Raw genomic sequence first — 15,640 nt, 5'->3', positions numbered from 1 at the left:
GTTTTCACGCTCGATCCGCGACGCGCTCGCCGAGCAGCCCCTGGGGCCGGACGAGTAGGACGACGATGAGGAGGACGAAGGCCCAGACATCGGCCCAGGAGCCGCCGCCGAGCTGGTGCATGCCGGGGACGTCGCTGATGTAGGCGGTGGCGAGGGCTTCGGCGACGCCGAGGACGAGGCCGCCGAGCATGGCGCCGTAGATGTTGCCGATGCCGCCGAGGACGGCGGCGGTGAAGGCCTTGAGGCCGGCGATGAAGCCCATTTGGTAGTCGACCTGGCCGTAGCGCAGGCCGTGGGCGACGGCGGCGACGGCGGCGAAGGCGGCGCCGAGGGCGAAGGCGACGACGATGATGCGGTCGGTGTTGATGCCCATGAGCTTGGCGGTGTCGGGGTCCTGTGCGGTGGCCTGCATGGCGCGGCCGGTGCGGGTCTTCCGGACGAAGGTGCCGAGGACGACCATGCTCAGGGGGGCGGCGACGAGGAGGAAGAGGTCGGCGCGCTGTATGGAGAGCGAGGAGGTGAGGCTGATGGGCCCGCCGGGGATCTGGGGGAAGGTGCGGGCGTCCTTGGCGTTGGGGTACCAGGACCACACGGCCTGCTGGAGGGCGATGGAGAGGCCGATGGCGGTGATGAGGGGGGCGAGGCGCGGGGCGCCGCGCAGGGGCCGGTAGGCGAACCGTTCGGCCGCCATGGCGATGAGGACGGCGGTGAGGACGCCTCCGACGAGCATGAGGGGGAGGGCGAGCCAGATCGAGGTGCCGTCTGGCAGGGCGAGCCAGGTGGTGAGGGCGCCGAAGCCGCCGGTCATGAAGATCTCGCCGTGGGCGAAGTTAATGAGCTGGACGATGCCGTAGACCATCGTGTAGCCGATGGCGATCAGCCCGTACATCGAGCCGAGGATCAGGCCGTTGGCCAGCTGTTGCGGCAGTTCGTGCACCGCAGAGCCTCCGAGTCGCTTCCGGGTGTGCCGGGTGGGGGGCGGTCGGGGGGGGGGGGGAGATGCGGCGGCGGGGGGGGGGGGGGGGGGGGGGGCCCCCCCCCCCCCGGGGGGGGGGGGGGGGGGGGGGGGGGGGGGGGGGGGGGGGGGGGGCGGGGGGGGGGTTACCCGCCCCCCCGCGCGCGTGGTGGGGCGGGGCGGGTCAGCCGGCGAAGGTGCCGGTCTTGGCGACGGCCCAGCTGCTGCCCTTGACGACGTAGACGGTGAGCTGCTTGTTGGTGGCGTCGCCGTACTCGTCGAAGGAGACCTTGCCAGTGACCCCGTCGAAGGAGACCTTGCCCATGGCGTCGACGACCTTGGCGCGGGCGTCGTCGGGCAGCTTGCCGTTGTTGTCGGCGACGACGGCCTTGACGGCCTGGACGATGGCCATGGCGGAGTCGTAGGAGTAGCCGCCGTAGGCGGCGTACGGGTCGCTGTAGCCGGCGGCCTTGTAGTCGGTGACGAACTTCTTGGCGGAGTCGAGGGTCTCCACCGGGGCGCCCACGGAGGTGGTGAGGTCGCCGTCGGCGAGGCCGTTGGCGAGCTGGATGTACTTGTCGTCCTTCATGCCGTCGCCGCCCATGACGGGGATCTTGGCACCGGCCTTCTTGAGCTGGCCGCTGAGCGGGCCGGCCTCGGGGTACTGGCCGCCGTAGTAGACGATGTCGGCGCCGGAGGACTTGATCTTCGTAACGACCGAGGAGAAGTCCTTCTGCTTGGTGTTGACGTGGTCTTCGCCCACGACCTTGCCGCCGAGCTTGGTGAACTCGCCCTTGAAGGCGGCTACCAGGCCGACGCCGTAGGTCTGCTTGTCGTCGACGAGGAAGACCTTGGTCTTCTTGGCGTCGTTATAGGCGTACTGGGCGCCGAAGGGGCCCTGGATGGCGTCCGTGGTGGCGGTGCGGAAGTACGACTTGAAGGGGCGGACCTTCTGGCCGGAGGCGAAGTTCTCACCCTGAGTGAGGGTGGGGTTGGTGTTGGCCGGAGAGACCTCCACCAGGTGGGCGTCGTCGAAGACCTTCTGCATCGACTGGGCCACGCCGGAGTTGAGGGGGCCGACGACGCCGAGGACGCTCTTGTCGGCAACGAGCTGGGTGGCGTTCTGCTGGCCGGAGGAGGGCTGGGCCTGGTCGTCCAGCGCCTTGATCTTGAAGGTGACGCCGGGGACGATCTTCTGGGCGTTGGCCTGCTTGACGGCGAGGTCGACGGAGTTCTTGATGCCGAGGCCGAGGGCGGAGAGGTCACCGCTGATGGGGGCGTCGACGCCGATGGTGACGACGGTGCCGGAGGAGTCTCCGTCGGACTTGTTGTCCGAGCCGCGGGAGCCGCAGGCGCTGAGGGTGAGGGCTCCGGTCGCGACGGTGGCGCTCAGCACCAGCAGGGAACGATGACGCACGTTCAGTCCTTTCCTCTTCTGGCGGCTCCTCCAGGCGAGGTGCCGTGTCGCGCGCCGGTCCGAGGCGGACAGCCGTTGGCGCGGTGACTGGCCGTGACTCTAGAGGGCCCCGCAGGCGACGGGCAGGGGTGGACACAGGCTGTGATTGTCTTGTTATGACCACCGAGTGCCCGTGCCGTGTGTCTCCGCACTGTGGACGCGTCCGCGGGACCTTATCCGGGGAGTGGAACGGGCCTCCGGGGATATCCGCAGGTCGGGGCAAAGGTGTCCGGATAGCGGACAGGAGCGTCGTTCCGCTCACGGAGTCCCGTCGTTCCGGTCTGCGGACGACCCGCACATCCGCGCCAGCGCCGCCGAAAGGTCGCGCGCATACCGGTCGCCCAGAATTTCACTCTGCGTCTGTATTGCGCGCGCGTTACGGAGCGTTACATTGATGAAAGGCATTGCGAGTCCTCGGGGCGCCTTCCCGCAGTCGGTGACCCGCAGGCGGAGTTCCACCGGGACGGATGCTCCCTGCCGCACCGTCAGCGGGGCGTCTGGCGCGGTGCCTAGCGTCATGCCTGCGTACTCCTCGGAGAAGCTCCTCACGGTGACCGGCGGGCCCATCTCGACCGCGATCCGGATCCGCGCCGTGAAGGTCCGCGACGCGCCGCGGTCCGCGCCCCCGGGGCCCAGGTAGGAGACGGCGGCCGCCTGGGCGGGCCAAGGCGGTGGCGCAGGAGACTCCGGTGCGCGCCGGCTGGGGGCCAGGAGCGTTGCGGCGGCGACCGCGGCCACGGCGCAGACCGACACCGCCACGGCGGCGCGGGACGCGGGAGGCAGCCTGGACCAACCCTGGCGCCCTACGGGTTTGCCCGTGTGTTGGGTCGGGGCCGCGGCCTTTGTGGAACCGTCCGCCGCTTCCACCGGCCCGACTGCTCCGGCTTGCCCCGCCGCCTGCCGTCCGTCCACCGCCATGCCCCTCCCGTGGCTGGGGCATGCCCGGACCGGCCGACGGTGAAACGGTCCCGCCGTCCGCCGGGAGAGGGCCCGGGGGCCGCCGGCGCGGACGGGGCTGTACCGGCGTCGGCCGGGTGCCGTACGCTCCGCTCCACCTGGTCCGGGGCGGTGCCGCCGCCGGGCGGGGCCGCGCCGGTCGAGGCGCGGTGTCCGGGCACGTCGTCGTGCCCGCGCGGTGGTGGGAGGTGCGTGCGCCGTGGCGCGGACGGTGATCTCGGTGCGCGAGGCCCGCCCGGCGGACCTGCCGGAGCTGGCCGAGGGCTGGGCGCTGGTGCACGGGCTGCTGGGCCGCTGGTCGCGGGGCCTGCCCGGCCCGTCGGCGGAGGACCTGGCCGAGGTGCTGGAGCGGGCGGCGGGTTCGCCCGACGCCCGGTTCCTGGTGGCGTCGGTGGACGGCGCCGCCGCGGGGATGGCCTATCTGACGCTCCGTCCGCTGTCGCCGCTGCACGGGGTGCGGGCGGCGCACGTCGACTACCTGCACGTGCGCGACGGCTTCCGGCGCGGCGGGGTGGGGCGGGCGCTGCTGGCCGCCGCGGCCTCGTACGCGGAGGAGGCGGGGGTCTCCCAGGTGGCGGTGAACGTGCACCCGGGCCTGCGGGACGCCAACCGGTTCTTCGCCCGCTGGGGCTTCGCCCCGGTCGTGGTGCGCCGCGCCGTGCCGGTGGCGGCGCTGCGGCGCAGGCTGCTGGGGGACGCCGCCGGGGCGCGGACGCCGGCGCGCGGCCGGGAGGCGGCGCGCCGGGTGCTGCAGCTGAGGCGCCCGGCGCCGCTGACGGAGGGTGCGGAGCGGGCGCTGTCCTGAGCGGGCGGGCCCGCGGCGTCCCGTGACCCCCGGATCCCCGGATCCCCGGACTCCCGGGATCCCGGGAGGACAGCCCTGCGGCGCGTCCTGCGCAGCGGTCCCGGAGGGACGCCCCGGAGGAACGCCCCGCAGAAACGTCCTGGAGAACCTCCCGAAAAAAACCTCGCGCCTCCGGTGCATCCGGATACGGGCCGTGGCGGAAGCACTGGTCACGGACTCCCGCCCGGGAGCACGAGCGAAGGGACGTCAGGACGATGAACCAGCGACTCATTGCGGCCGGCATCACCGCTGCGACCGCCGCGGGCCTCGGAATCGCCGTGGCCGCCCCGGCGGGCGCCGCCCCGGCCGCGGACTCCTCCGGCACGGCCATGGTCTCCGTCTTCCACGGGGTGCCCGGCCTCATCGTCGACGTGTACGCCAACGGCAAGGAGCTGATCCCGGACTTCAAGCCGGGCACGCTGACCAGCCCGATGCCGCTGCCCGCCGGCAGCTACGACATCACGATCTTCAAGGCCGGGTCGTCGCCCAAGGGCACCCCGGCGATCGAGAAGAAGGTCGACGTGCCCGCCGGGGCGAACGCCACCCTCGCCGCCCACCTGACGGCCGACGGCAAGCCGGCCCTGGACGCGTTCGTCAACGACGTCTCGAAGGTGCCGGCGGGCAAGGCGCGGCTGACCGTGCGCCACGTCGCGGCGGCGCCCGCCGTCGACGTCCGCGCCGGCGGCACGCCCGTCTTCAAGGACCTGGAGAACCCCAAGCAGGCCTCGGCCGTCGTCGACGCCGGCACGGTGAACGCGGACGTCGTCCTCGCGGGCACGGACAAGGTCGCGATCGGCCCGGCCTCGCTGAAGCTGGCCGAGGGCAGCAACACGGTCGTCTACGCCTGGGGCAGCGCCGCGGACAAGAACCTGGCGCTGAAGGTCCAGACGCTCACCGGCATGGACTCCGCGCCCGGCGGTGTCAACGCGGGCCAGGCGGGCCTGGTGGACAGCGGCGGGCAGCCGGTGTGGCTGTACGCGGTGGGCGGCGTGGCGGCGGCGGGTGCGCTCCTGGCCGGGCGCCGGCTGGCCGCCGGCCGCCGGTGACGGTGGCGGTGGCGGTGCGGCCGGTGGCGGCCGGGCCCTCCGGGGTGACGCCCCGGCGGGCCCGGCGGCCGGACGCCGCCGGGCGCCGGGGGCGGTCCGCCCCGGTGCGCCCGGCGGGACCGGTCCGCTCGGGAGGTCCGAGGTGCACGGCAACGGGAGGAGGGTGCGGTGCGTGACCGGCGCAGACGGCTCCACCTGGCCGTCCTGGCGGTGTGCCTGGCCGTGGTCGCGGCGGTCGCGGCGGTGATCGCGCTGGACCGGCCCGGCGCTCCGGCGGACTTCGGCCCTGCCCCGGCCGCGGCCGGGCGCCCCGCCCCGCCGCAGCGCACGGCGCCTGCCTCGCCGGCCGCGCCCGCGGCGCCGGCCGGGCGGTTCCCGGTGCGGGTCTCCGAGGCCCCGCCGCCCGCCGCCGACCCGCCGCGCCCGCTGGTGCTGGCCATCCCGCGGCTGGGCGTGCGCGCCCCGGTGGAGGCGGTCGGCGTCGGCCGGGACGGGCAGGTCGCCGTGCCCGGGAACGCGGAGCACGTCGGCTGGTACCGGTTCGGTGCGGCGCCCGGTGCGGCGGCCGGTTCGGCGGTGGTCGTCGGGCACGTCGACTCCCGTACCCAGGGCCTCGGCGTCCTCGCGGCGCTCGGGTCGGTGCGGGAGGGCGACCGCGTCACGGTGGCGCTCGCCGACCGCCGGACCCTGGCCTACCGGGTGGTGTCCCGCCGCAGCTACGACAAGGCCGCGGTGCCGCTGGCACGGCTGTTCCGCCGGGACGGCCCCCCGGTGCTGACCCTGATCACCTGCACGGCACCCTTCGACCCGGCGCGCGGCGGCTACCTGCGCAACCTGGTCGTCACCGCGGTCCGCACGGGAGTCTGAGATGACCTGGGGCGCAACAGGCGTACTGAGCGCTAGTGTGGCGGGCGTGCCCACACTCACCGACGAGGAGATCGCGGCGGGCTTCGCCCGCGGCGAGGATTCCGCGCTCGTGGAGGCGTACCGCCGGTGGGGGCCGCTGGTCCACACGCTGGCCGTGCGCTCCCTGGGCGACCCCGCCGAGGCGGAGGACGTGACCCAGACCGTGTTCGTGAGCGCCTGGCGCGGCCGCGGCACCTACAGTGCCGCGTCGGGGACGCTCGCGGGCTGGCTGGTGGGCATCACCCGCCACAAGATCGCCGACGCCCTGGCCGCCCGGTCCCGCCGCGACCGCAGCGTCGCCTCCGCGACCGAGGCCGCGGCGCACGCGCCCGGCCCCGTGTCGCCGGAGGCGGCGGTCGACCGCGTCCTGGTGGCCGACGAGCTGACGACGCTCCCCGAACCGCAGCAGCAGCTCCTGCGGATGGCCTTCTACGATGACCTCACCCAGGCTCAGATAGCCCAGCGCACGGGCCTTCCGCTGGGGACGGTCAAGAGCCACATCCGCAGGGGGCTGCAGCGGCTGCGACGCAGATTGGAGGTGGACGGTGGAGCACTGTGACGCTGACGTTCTCGCCCTGGTCGCCCTGGGCGAGCCGGCTCCCGCCCCGGATGCCGACCATCTCGCGCACTGCCCGCTCTGCAGCGAGGAACTGGAGTCCCTGACCCGCGTCGTGGGGGCGGCCCGCACCGCGACCGACGAGGACCTGCCGGCCGCACCGCCCGACCGGGTGTGGGCGGCGATCGCCGGCGAGCTGCGCCTGCAGGACAGCGGGGCCGGCACCCCGCCGCCGCCCGCGCGCCCGACGGGGCCGGTCGGCTCCGACGGCGCGGCCGCGCCCGCCCTCCCGGACCCGGCGCCGGTCCGGCCGGGGCCGGTGAACGGGTCGGCGGCGAGGTCCCCGGAGCACCTGCGGAACGGTGCGCCGCCCGCCGGTCCCGGCGGCGCGGTGCCGAACGGCGTGACGCCGCACGGCGTTATGCCGCACGGTGCGGCGCCCCTGGGCGTGCGCCGCCGGCGCCGGATGCCCCGCTGGGCGCTGGCGGCCTGCGCGGCCCTGCTGGGTGCGGTGGCCGGCGTCGGCGCGACCCTGGCCGCCACGGGCGGGGAGACGCCCGGCACGCAGGTCACCGCGAAGGCGTCCCTGCAGCCGGTCGCGGTCGCCCGCGCCGACGGCACGGCCCAGCTGGACCGGGTGCCGGCGGGGTCCCGCTCGCTGGAGGTCAGCGTCAAGGGGCTGCCCGCCACGTCCGGGTACTTCGAGGTGTGGCTGATGGACCCGTCGCACCGCAAGCTCATCGCGATCGGGACCCTCGGGCCGGACGGCTCGGCGCGGCTGACCGTGCCGGACAACGTCGACCTGCACGAGTACTCCGTGGTCGATGTCTCGGTGCAGCCGTACAACGGCAGCCCGGCGCACTCGGGCGACAGCGTCGTGCGGGGCCCGCTGTCGAGCTGAGCCCCGCCGCGTGCCGGCCGGCCCGCGCCCCCCGGGGGGCGCGGGCCGCACGCGTTCCCGGCGGCTCAGGTGTCGCGCAGCATGCAGGTCAGGCGGCAGCTGGTGATGCGCCGGCCCTGGTCGTCGGTGACGGCGATCTCGTAGGTGGCGGCGGTGCGGCCGCGGTACACGGCGGTGGCGACGCCGGTGACGATGCCGGAGGTCGCCGAGCGGTGGTGGGTGGCGTTGAGGTCGACGCCGACGGCGTAGCGGCCGGGCCCGGCGTGCAGCATGGCGCCGACGGAGCCGAGGGTCTCGGCGAGCGCGGCCGAGGCGCCGCCGTGCAGCAGCCCGTAGGGCTGGCGGTTGCCGTCCACCGGCATGGTGCCGACGACCCGCTCGGGGGAGGCCTCCACGACGCGGATGCCCATGCGGCGGCCGAGGTCGCCCCCGGAGAACGTGGCCGGGTCGACGCCGAGGCGGGCGAAGTGGTCGATCACGTCCTGGGGGATGTCGAGGTGGGGCGCGTTCTCCGGGCCGTCCGGCCCGGCGGACGTACCCGTGGCGGCGGCTGTGGCGGCGGACTCGGCCATGGTGCTCCCTGCAGACGTCGTCGTCCCGGTGGGCCGGGGCTGGCTGCTGGTGATCGTACTTCCGGCGCGGGGGGCGGCCGGGAGGGGCCCCGGACGGGCCCGCCGCCCCGCCGCTCCGCGTCCGTTGTCGGTGGCGCCCCCTAGGATTCGGGTGTCAGGGCAGTCGGCAGGACGGACGGGACACGTGGCGGGTCAGAGCACGGCGCACAGCGGGGCGGGCGGCCGGGGCGGGCGTCCCCGCCTGATGCTCCTGGACGGACATTCGCTGGCCTACCGGGCGTTCTACGCGCTGCCGGTGGAGAACTTCACCACCACCACGGGCCAGTCCACCAACGCGGTGTACGGCTTCGCGTCGATGCTGGCCAACACGCTGCGCGACGAGGCTCCGACGCACGCGGCGGTGGCGTTCGACGTGTCGCGGCAGACCTTCCGCTCCGAGCGGTTCCCCGAGTACAAGGCGAACCGCTCGTCCGCCCCCGACGAGTTCCGCAGCCAGGTGGGCCTGATCGGCGAGCTGCTGGACGCGATGCGGCTGCCCCGGATGGCGCTGGAGGGCTTCGAGGCCGACGACGTCATCGCGACCCTGGCCACGGCGGCGTCCGCCGAGGACTTCGACGTGCTGATCGTCACCGGCGACCGGGACGCGCTGCAGCTGGTCTCGGACCGCGTGACGGTGCTGTACCCGACCAAGGGCGTCTCCGAGCTGACCCGCTACACCCCGGAGAAGGTCGCGGAGAAGTACGGCGTCACGCCCGTGCAGTACCCGGACCTCGCGGCGCTGCGCGGCGACCCGTCGGACAACCTGCCCGGCATCCCCGGCGTCGGGGAGAAGACCGCCGCCAAGTGGATCAACCAGTTCGGCTCGTTCGAGGCGCTGGTCGACCGGGTCGACGAGGTCAAGGGCAAGATCGGCGAGAAGCTGCGCGAGCACCTGGAGTCGGTGCGGCGCAACCGCGAGCTGACCGAGCTGGTCCGCGACGTGGAGCTGCCGCTGGGCGTCGCCGACCTGGAGCGCGCCCCCTACGACCGGGACGCGGTGGGGGTGCTCCTGGAGACGCTGGAGTTCCGCAACCCCAACTTCCGCGAGCGGCTCCTCGCCGTCGACCCCGCCGCCGGCGCCGAGGAGGCCGAGGCCGCGGCCGGCCCGGGCGTCGACGTGGACGGCGCGGTGCTCGCCGCACCCGGCGCGGTCGCGTCCTGGATCGCCGAGCACGCCGCCGGCGGGGACCGCGTCGGCATGGCGACCGTGCACGAGTGGGCGCTGGGCGCCGGCCGGGTGCGGGAGGTCGCGCTGGCCACCGCCGACGGGCCGGCGGGCTGGTTCGACCCGGCGCAGCTCGCGGAGGAGGACGAGCGGGCGTTCGCGTCCTGGCTCGCGGACGCCTCGCGGCCCAAGGCCCTGCACATCGCCAAGCACGTCATGCGGGCCTGCGCCGAGCACGGCTGGGAGGTCGCGGGCGTCACCGCCGACTCGGCGCTCGCCGCCTACCTGGAGAAGCCGGGCCGCCGCTCCTTCGCCCTGGAGGGGCTCGCCGAGGAGTACCTCGGCCGCTCCCTGCAGCCGGCGGCCGAGACCGAGAGCGGCCAGCTGTCCTTCGACACCTCCGGGGACGGCGAGGACGACGCGGAGGCCGCCGCGCAGGCGCTCATGGTGCAGGCCCGCACGGTGCTGGACCTCGCCGAGGTCTTCGAGGCGCGCCTGGCCAAGGACGGCGCGGTCGAGCTGATGCGCGACGTGGAGCTGCCGCTGTCCGCCCTGCTGGCCCGCATGGAGCGCACCGGCATCGCCGCCGACCGGGCCTGGCTCTCCTCGCTGGAGGAGCGGTTCGCCGCTGCCGTGCAGCAGGCCGTGGAGGAGGCCCACGCCTCCGTCGGACACCCCTTCAACCTGGGATCGCCCAAGCAGCTCCAGGAGATCCTCTTCGGCGAGCTGGCGCTGCCGAGGACCAAGAAGATCAAGACCGGGTACACCACCGACGCCGACGCCCTGCTGTGGCTCGCGGCGCAGACCGACCACCCGCTGCCGGTGGTGCTGCTGCGCCACCGCGACCAGGCCAAGCTGCGCACCACCGTCGAGGGCCTGGTGAAGACCGTCGCGGACGACGGGCGGATCCACACCACCTTCAACCAGATGGTCGCCGCCACCGGCCGCCTCTCCTCGCAGGACCCCAACCTGCAGAACATCCCGGTGCGCACCGAGGAGGGACGCTCCATCCGCCGCGCCTTCGTCGTCGGCGAGGGCTACGACTCGCTCATGACGGCGGACTACTCCCAGATCGAGCTGCGGATCATGGCCCACCTGTCGGAGGACGAGGCGCTGATCGAGGCGTTCACCTCCGGCGAGGACCTGCACACCACCGTCGCCTCCCAGGTCTTCGAGGTGGACAAGGACGCCGTCGACGCCGAGATGCGCCGCAAGATCAAGGCGATGTCCTACGGACTGGCCTACGGCCTCTCCGCGTTCGGCCTCTCCCAGCAGCTCGGCATCGACGCCGCCGAGGCCCGGCGGCTGATGGAGAACTACTTCGAGCGGTTCGGCGGCGTGCGGGACTACCTGCGCCGCGTCGTCGAGGAGGCCCGCGTCACCGGGTACACCGAGACCGTGCTCGGCCGCCGCCGGTACCTGCCCGACCTCACCAGCGACAACCGGCAGCGCCGGGAGATGGCCGAGCGGATGGCGCTCAACGCCCCGATCCAGGGCTCGGCCGCGGACATCGTCAAGATCGCCATGCTGCGGGTCAACGAGGGGCTGGCCAAGGAGCAGCTCCGCTCCCGGATGCTGCTCCAGGTGCACGACGAGATCGTGCTGGAGCTGGCCCCGGGCGAGCGGGAGCGCGTGGAGGAGGTGGTGCGCCGCGAGATGGCCGCCGCCTACCCGCTGCGGGCGCCGCTGGACGTCTCCGTCGGCGTCGGGCCGAACTGGGAGGACGCCGCGCACTGAGCCGCGCTCCCGGGGGCGGGCGGACGCCGTGGGGTGCCCGCCCGCCCCCGGGGCACGGCCACCCGCTGCCGGTGCCGGTGCGGTGCCGCTGCGGTGCCCGTCCGCCCCGCCCTGGACCGGACCGGCCCGGCCTACCGGCGGGGGTTGGTGCGCCGGGTCGGCGCGGCGGTGGACGGGTCCTCCGGCCACGGATGGCGCGGGTAGCGGCCGCGCAGCTCGGCGCGGACCGCTCGGTAGCCGTCCCGCCAGAAGGACGCCAGGTCGCCGGTGACCGCCGCCGGCCGTCCGGCGGGGGAGAGCAGGTGCACGGTGAGCGGCACCCGGCCGCCCGCCAGTGCGGGGGCGGCGGCCCATCCGAAGAGCTCCTGCAGCTTCACCGCCAGCACCGGCCGCTCCCCGGAGTAGTCCACCCGGATCCGCGACCCGCTGGGCACCTCGATCCGTTCCGGCGCCAGCTGATCGAGGCGCAGTGCCTCCCCGCCGGCCCAGGGCAGCAGCCGCCGCAGCGCCTCCGCCGTGTCCGTCCGCTCCAGGTCGGCGCGGCGCCGCGCCCGGTCCAGCTCCGGCCCCAGCCACTCCTCCGCGCGCGCCAGCAGCGCCGCGTCCGACACGTCGGGCCACGGGTCGCCCAGCTCCCGGTGCAGGAACGCCAGCCGTTCCCGCAGCCCCCGCGCGGACTCCCCCCACCCGAGCAGCGCCGGGACCCCCTCCCGCGCCAGGCCCTCCAGCAGGGCGGCCCGCACCGCCGCCGGGTCCGGGTCGCGCAGCGGCACCGACGACAGCTCCACCGCGCCCAGCGACTCCACCCGCCGCGCGGCCACGTCGCCGCGCCGGGCGCCGTCCGGCACCGCCCAGCCCACCTCCTCCCGCACCGCCAGCAGCGGTGCCGCCGCCCGCCGGGCCGTGTCCTCGCCGATCGCGGCCGCCCGCAGCACCCGCGCCGAGGGCGACCCGGCCGGGCGGTCGGCGACGGCGACCGCCAGCCACGGTTCGCCCGCCAGCGGGGAGCCGGCCGCGACCTCGGCGGCGGTCCCCGACGCCATCAGGTAGGGGAGCCGGGCAGAGCCCGGCCCGCCGCGCGCCCGGTCCCCGGCCCGGCCGTCCGCCGCCGCCCCGCCCCCGGCCCCTCCGGCCGCCGTCCGGCCGGCGCGCACGCGGGCCACCCGCTCGGGGAACGCCAGCGCCACGACCAGCCCGGCCGCCGCCGCGTCCGGCACCCCCCGGTCCGCGGCGGACACGTCCCCGTCCGCCGCGCCGCTCCCCGCACCGGTACCGGCCGCACCGCCCCGGGCGGCAGCCCCGCTCCCCGTGTCGCCGCTCCCCGTGTCGCCGCTCCCCGTGTCCCCGTTTCCCGTGTCCCCGGCCGCCGCCAGGCCGCGCCGCAGCCGGCGCGCCTCCTCGCGCCAGCGGGCCGCCCAGCCGGGATGGTCGCCGCCACCCGCCCGGGCCTGCCGCCACACGGCCGCCAGGTCCTCGCCCAGCGCCCGCGGCGGCTCCTCGGAGAGCAGCGCCACCACCTCCGCCGCCCGCCGCGCGCCGACCTGCCCGGCGCCGTCCAGCAGCGCCCTGGCCAGCCGCGGGTGGACGCCCACCGCGGCCATCGCCCGGCCCCGGGCGGTGACCCGGCCGTCGGCGCCCACCGCGCCGACCGCCCGCAGCACCTCGCGGGCCGCGGCCAGCGCGCCGGCCGGCGGCGGGTCCGGCAGGGCCAGTCCGGACGCGTCCGGGTCGCCCCAGCAGGCGGCCTGCAGCGCGAAGGACGACAGGTCGGCCAGGGCGATCTCCGGCGCCGGCCACGGCGGGGTGCGGGCGTCCTCGACGGGCTGCCAGCACCGGTAGACCGTCCCGGGCGCCTCGCGCCCGGCCCGCCCGGCCCGCTGCCGGGCGGCGGCCAGCGACGCCCGCACGGTCACCAGTGCCGACAGGCCGCGCGCATGGTCGGTGCGCGGCTCGCGGGCCAGGCCGCTGTCGACGACCGCCCGCACGCCGGGCACGGTCAGGCTGGACTCGGCGACCGAGGTGGCCAGCACCACCCGCCGCCGCCCGCCGCCGGGGGAGAGCACCGCGTCCTGCACCGCCTGCGGCGCCCGGCCGTGGACCTGCAGCACCTCGAAGCCGCCCGCACCGTCCGCGCCGCCCGTGCCGTCCCGGTCGTCGGCGCCGCCGAGCAGCCCGGCCACCCGGGCGATCTCCCCCGCCCCGGGCAGGAAGCAGAGGACGTCGCCCGGGCACTCGGCGAGCGCCCGGCGGGCGGTCGCCGCTACGTGCTCCAGCAGCGCCGGGTCGACCCGGGTGCCCTGCGGCGGCCGCACCGGGCGCGGCGGGGGTGCCCACACCACCGCCACCTCGTGGGAGGTCCCGTGCGCCTCCACGACCGGCGCCGGGCCGCCGTCGCCGCCGAGCAGCCGCGCCCACGCGGCGGTGTCGGAGGTGGCGGAGGCGGCCACCAGCCGCAGCTCGGGCCGGAGCGCCGCCCGCACGTCCAGCAGGAACGCCAGGGCGGTGTCCGCGTCCAGGTGCCGCTCGTGGCACTCGTCCAGCAGCACGGCGTCGACCCCGGCCAGTTCCGGGTCGCGCTGGAGCCGCTGCAGAAGGACGCCGGTGGTGACCACCTCGACCAGCGTGTCCGGCCCGGCCCGCCGCTCGCCGCGCAGCGCGAAGCCCACCCGCTCGCCGGGCCGCCCGCCCAGCAGCCACGCCATCCGGCGGGCGGCCGCACGCACTGCCAGGCGCCGCGGCTCGGCCACCAGGACCCGGCGGGGCCCCGTCGGGCCGCCCGGCAGCTCCGGGACCAGGCCGGCGAGGGCGAGCGGTACCAGGGTGGTCTTGCCGGTGCCGGGCGGGGCGGCGAGCACCGCCGCGCCCCGGGCGTCGAGGGCGGCGTGGAGCTCCGGCACGGCGTGCCGGACGGGCAGGTCGGCCCAGAGGGGGTCGGTGCGCATGGCGACCAGTCTCCCGGACCCGGGGCCGCGCCCTGCCGCCCGCCCGCGACGGTACCGTGCGGACGGGAGGCGCGCGGCGCGCCCGGGGCGGTGTCGCCGCCGTCCCGCCGCCGTCCGCGGCGGCCCGGCCCGCGGATCCGCCGCCGGACCGCCCGCGCGGCTCGCCGCACGGCCTGGCAGGGGCGGGAGACGGCCCCGCCCGCAGGACCGCCGGGCCGGACCGCCCGACCGGCCCCGGACCGCCGCCCCGGGCCCGGACCGCCCTCAGTCCCGTACCGACACGAAGACCGCCGTGCCGGGCAGCAGCCGCCCCCGCAGCGGGCTCCAGCCGCCCCACTCCTGCTCCAGGCCCTCCGGCCACTCCGGCTCCACCAGGTCCACCAGCCGGAAGCCCGCCGCGACCAGCTCCCACACCCGGTCGCCGAGCGTGCGGTGGTGCTCGACGTAGACGGCGCGGCCCTGCTCGTCCTCCTCCACGTAGGGGCGCCGGTCGAAGTAGGAGGAGAGCGCGGTGAGGCCCTCGGGACCCGGTTCGTCGGGGAACGCCCACCGGATCGGGTGGGTGACCGAGAAGACCCACCGGCCGCCGGGCCGCAGCACCCGGTGCACCTCGCGCATCAGCCGGGCGGTGTCGGCGCTGAACGGCACGGCTCCGTACGCGGAGCAGGCGAGGTCGAACGAGCCGTCGGCGAAGGGCAGCACGGCCGCGTCCGCCTGCACCACCGGCACGGGGGCGCCGCCGCGCGACACGTCGATGCGCCGGGAGTGCTGGAGCTGGCGGAAGGAGATGTCCAGGGCGACGGGCTCCGCGCCGCGGCCGGCGAGCCAGCGCGAGCACTGCGCGGCCCCGGCGCCGATCTCCAGGACCCGCCGGCCGGGCAGGTCCGCCGGGTCGCCGAGCAGCCGGGCGTCGGCCTCGTCCAGGCCCTCGGGACCCCAGACGAACCGGTCGTCGCCGAGGAAGGAGCCGTGCTCCTCCTGGTACTCGTCGGCGTTGCGGTCCCACCAGTGGCGGCTGGCGCGGCTGCTCTCGCCGGTCCCGGCGGAGCGGCGGACGGCGTCGGCCTCCTCCCCGCCGGGGTCCGCGCCGTGCTCCGTGTCGTGCTCCGCGCCGAGGGCCGTGTCGGGGGCCGTGTCGGGGTCCGTCCGGCCGGGGTGCGCGGGGGCGTCCGGGCCGCCGCTGTCGCCCGGCAGGGCGAAATCCGCCCCGAACGGCTTCTCTGAGGGGGTGGTCGGCTGCGTCATCCTGCCCATCGCGTAGGGTTGGGGGTGCGGAAAGCGCCACACCCGATCCGGCCCGTCAGCGGGCGGGCTCGGCTGCGGCATCCGGGGAGTGGGCCCCTGCGGCCACCGTCCCGCGCACCTCGCGGTGCGGCGGGACCGGCGGTGGTCGGAGGATATGGCCTGATCCATCCCGGCCTGGGCAGACCTGCGCCATCCGGCGTTGACCGTGCCCGGCTGTCCCCGTATGCTACAAGTTGCGCTGCGGGCCTGCGCGCCTCGGACGGAGCAGGTCGCGCTCGCATCTGTCGAAGACCCCACGGTCGCAGGCGGGGTGCCGATC

Annotated in this window: 11 protein-coding genes; 6 read left to right on the top strand and 5 right to left on the bottom strand. The window is 76.3% G+C overall.

The features are described from left to right. Positions 1 to 4: 4 nt before the first annotated feature. Together LO771_RS03835 and LO771_RS03830 are read right to left on the bottom strand one after the other, a co-directional pair. A complete protein-coding gene (locus tag LO771_RS03835; protein ID WP_230648149.1) occupies positions 5 to 937 on the bottom strand; it encodes a branched-chain amino acid ABC transporter permease in 933 nt (310 codons plus the stop codon). Positions 938 to 1,139: 202 nt separating this feature from the next. Then, the gene (locus LO771_RS03830) at positions 1,140 to 2,372 is read right to left on the bottom strand and encodes a branched-chain amino acid ABC transporter substrate-binding protein (RefSeq protein WP_230648148.1); all 1,233 of its coding nucleotides are present in this window, start codon (positions 2,370 to 2,372) and stop codon (positions 1,140 to 1,142) included. Positions 2,373 to 3,567: 1,195 nt separating this feature from the next. On the opposite strand from LO771_RS03830, the gene LO771_RS03825 reads away from it, so the two are divergent. The 5 genes from LO771_RS03825 to LO771_RS03805 all read left to right on the top strand — a co-directional run bounded on the left by LO771_RS03825 (position 3,568) and on the right by LO771_RS03805 (position 7,621). Next, a complete protein-coding gene (locus LO771_RS03825) occupies positions 3,568 to 4,173 on the top strand; it encodes a GNAT family N-acetyltransferase (RefSeq protein WP_230648147.1) in 606 nt (201 codons plus the stop codon). Positions 4,174 to 4,427: 254 nt separating this feature from the next. Then, the gene (locus LO771_RS03820; protein ID WP_230648146.1) at positions 4,428 to 5,258 is read left to right on the top strand and encodes a DUF4397 domain-containing protein; all 831 of its coding nucleotides are present in this window, start codon (positions 4,428 to 4,430) and stop codon (positions 5,256 to 5,258) included. Positions 5,259 to 5,426: 168 nt separating this feature from the next. Next, complete coding sequence (locus LO771_RS03815; RefSeq protein ID WP_230648145.1) at positions 5,427 to 6,125, top strand: class F sortase; 699 nt, start codon at positions 5,427 to 5,429, stop codon at positions 6,123 to 6,125. A gap of 46 nt (positions 6,126 to 6,171) precedes the next feature. Beyond that, positions 6,172 to 6,723, top strand: a complete 552-nt coding sequence (locus LO771_RS03810; RefSeq protein ID WP_230648144.1) for a sigma-70 family RNA polymerase sigma factor — start codon at positions 6,172 to 6,174, stop codon at positions 6,721 to 6,723. Continuing rightward, a complete protein-coding gene (locus LO771_RS03805) occupies positions 6,710 to 7,621 on the top strand; it encodes an anti-sigma factor (RefSeq protein WP_230648143.1) in 912 nt (303 codons plus the stop codon). The genes LO771_RS03810 and LO771_RS03805 overlap by 14 nt, the downstream gene beginning before the upstream one ends. 65 nt (positions 7,622 to 7,686) lie before the next feature. Here the strand turns inward: LO771_RS03805 and LO771_RS03800 are convergent, their stop codons facing one another. After that, positions 7,687 to 8,193: a PaaI family thioesterase gene (locus LO771_RS03800; RefSeq protein ID WP_230648142.1), complete on the bottom strand. Its 507-nt coding sequence runs from the start codon at positions 8,191 to 8,193 to the stop codon at positions 7,687 to 7,689. 244 nt (positions 8,194 to 8,437) lie between these two features. On the opposite strand from LO771_RS03800, the gene polA reads away from it, so the two are divergent. Continuing rightward, positions 8,438 to 11,134: a DNA polymerase I gene (gene polA, locus LO771_RS03795; RefSeq protein ID WP_230648342.1), complete on the top strand. Its 2,697-nt coding sequence runs from the start codon at positions 8,438 to 8,440 to the stop codon at positions 11,132 to 11,134. Between the two features lie 131 nt (positions 11,135 to 11,265). On the opposite strand, the gene LO771_RS03790 is transcribed toward polA, so the two are convergent. Continuing rightward, the gene (locus tag LO771_RS03790; protein WP_230648141.1) at positions 11,266 to 14,076 is read right to left on the bottom strand and encodes an ATP-dependent RNA helicase; all 2,811 of its coding nucleotides are present in this window, start codon (positions 14,074 to 14,076) and stop codon (positions 11,266 to 11,268) included. 264 nt (positions 14,077 to 14,340) lie between these two features. Then, complete coding sequence (locus LO771_RS03785; protein WP_230648140.1) at positions 14,341 to 15,321, bottom strand: class I SAM-dependent methyltransferase; 981 nt, start codon at positions 15,319 to 15,321, stop codon at positions 14,341 to 14,343. Between the last annotated feature and the right edge of the window lie 319 nt (positions 15,322 to 15,640).

The organism is Streptacidiphilus sp. ASG 303 (assembly GCF_020991365.1).
Classification (GTDB): Bacteria; Actinomycetota; Actinomycetes; order Streptomycetales; family Streptomycetaceae; genus Peterkaempfera.
Note: the sequence above shows the minus strand (reverse complement) of the source record. Positions and strands in the feature narration are given on the sequence as shown.

Bases quoted from the DNA above. Each gene is read 5' to 3' on its own strand.
- LO771_RS03820 (WP_230648146.1), top strand. From the start codon at position 4,428: ATGAACCAGCGACTCATTGCGGCCGGCATCACCGCTGCGACCGCCGCG.
- LO771_RS03800 (WP_230648142.1), bottom strand. From the start codon at position 8,193: ATGGCCGAGTCCGCCGCCACAGCCGCCGCCACGGGTACGTCCGCCGGG.
- polA (WP_230648342.1), top strand. From the start codon at position 8,438: ATGCTCCTGGACGGACATTCGCTGGCCTACCGGGCGTTCTACGCGCTG.
- LO771_RS03790 (WP_230648141.1), bottom strand. From the start codon at position 14,076: ATGCGCACCGACCCCCTCTGGGCCGACCTGCCCGTCCGGCACGCCGTG.
- LO771_RS03785 (WP_230648140.1), bottom strand. From the start codon at position 15,321: ATGACGCAGCCGACCACCCCCTCAGAGAAGCCGTTCGGGGCGGATTTC.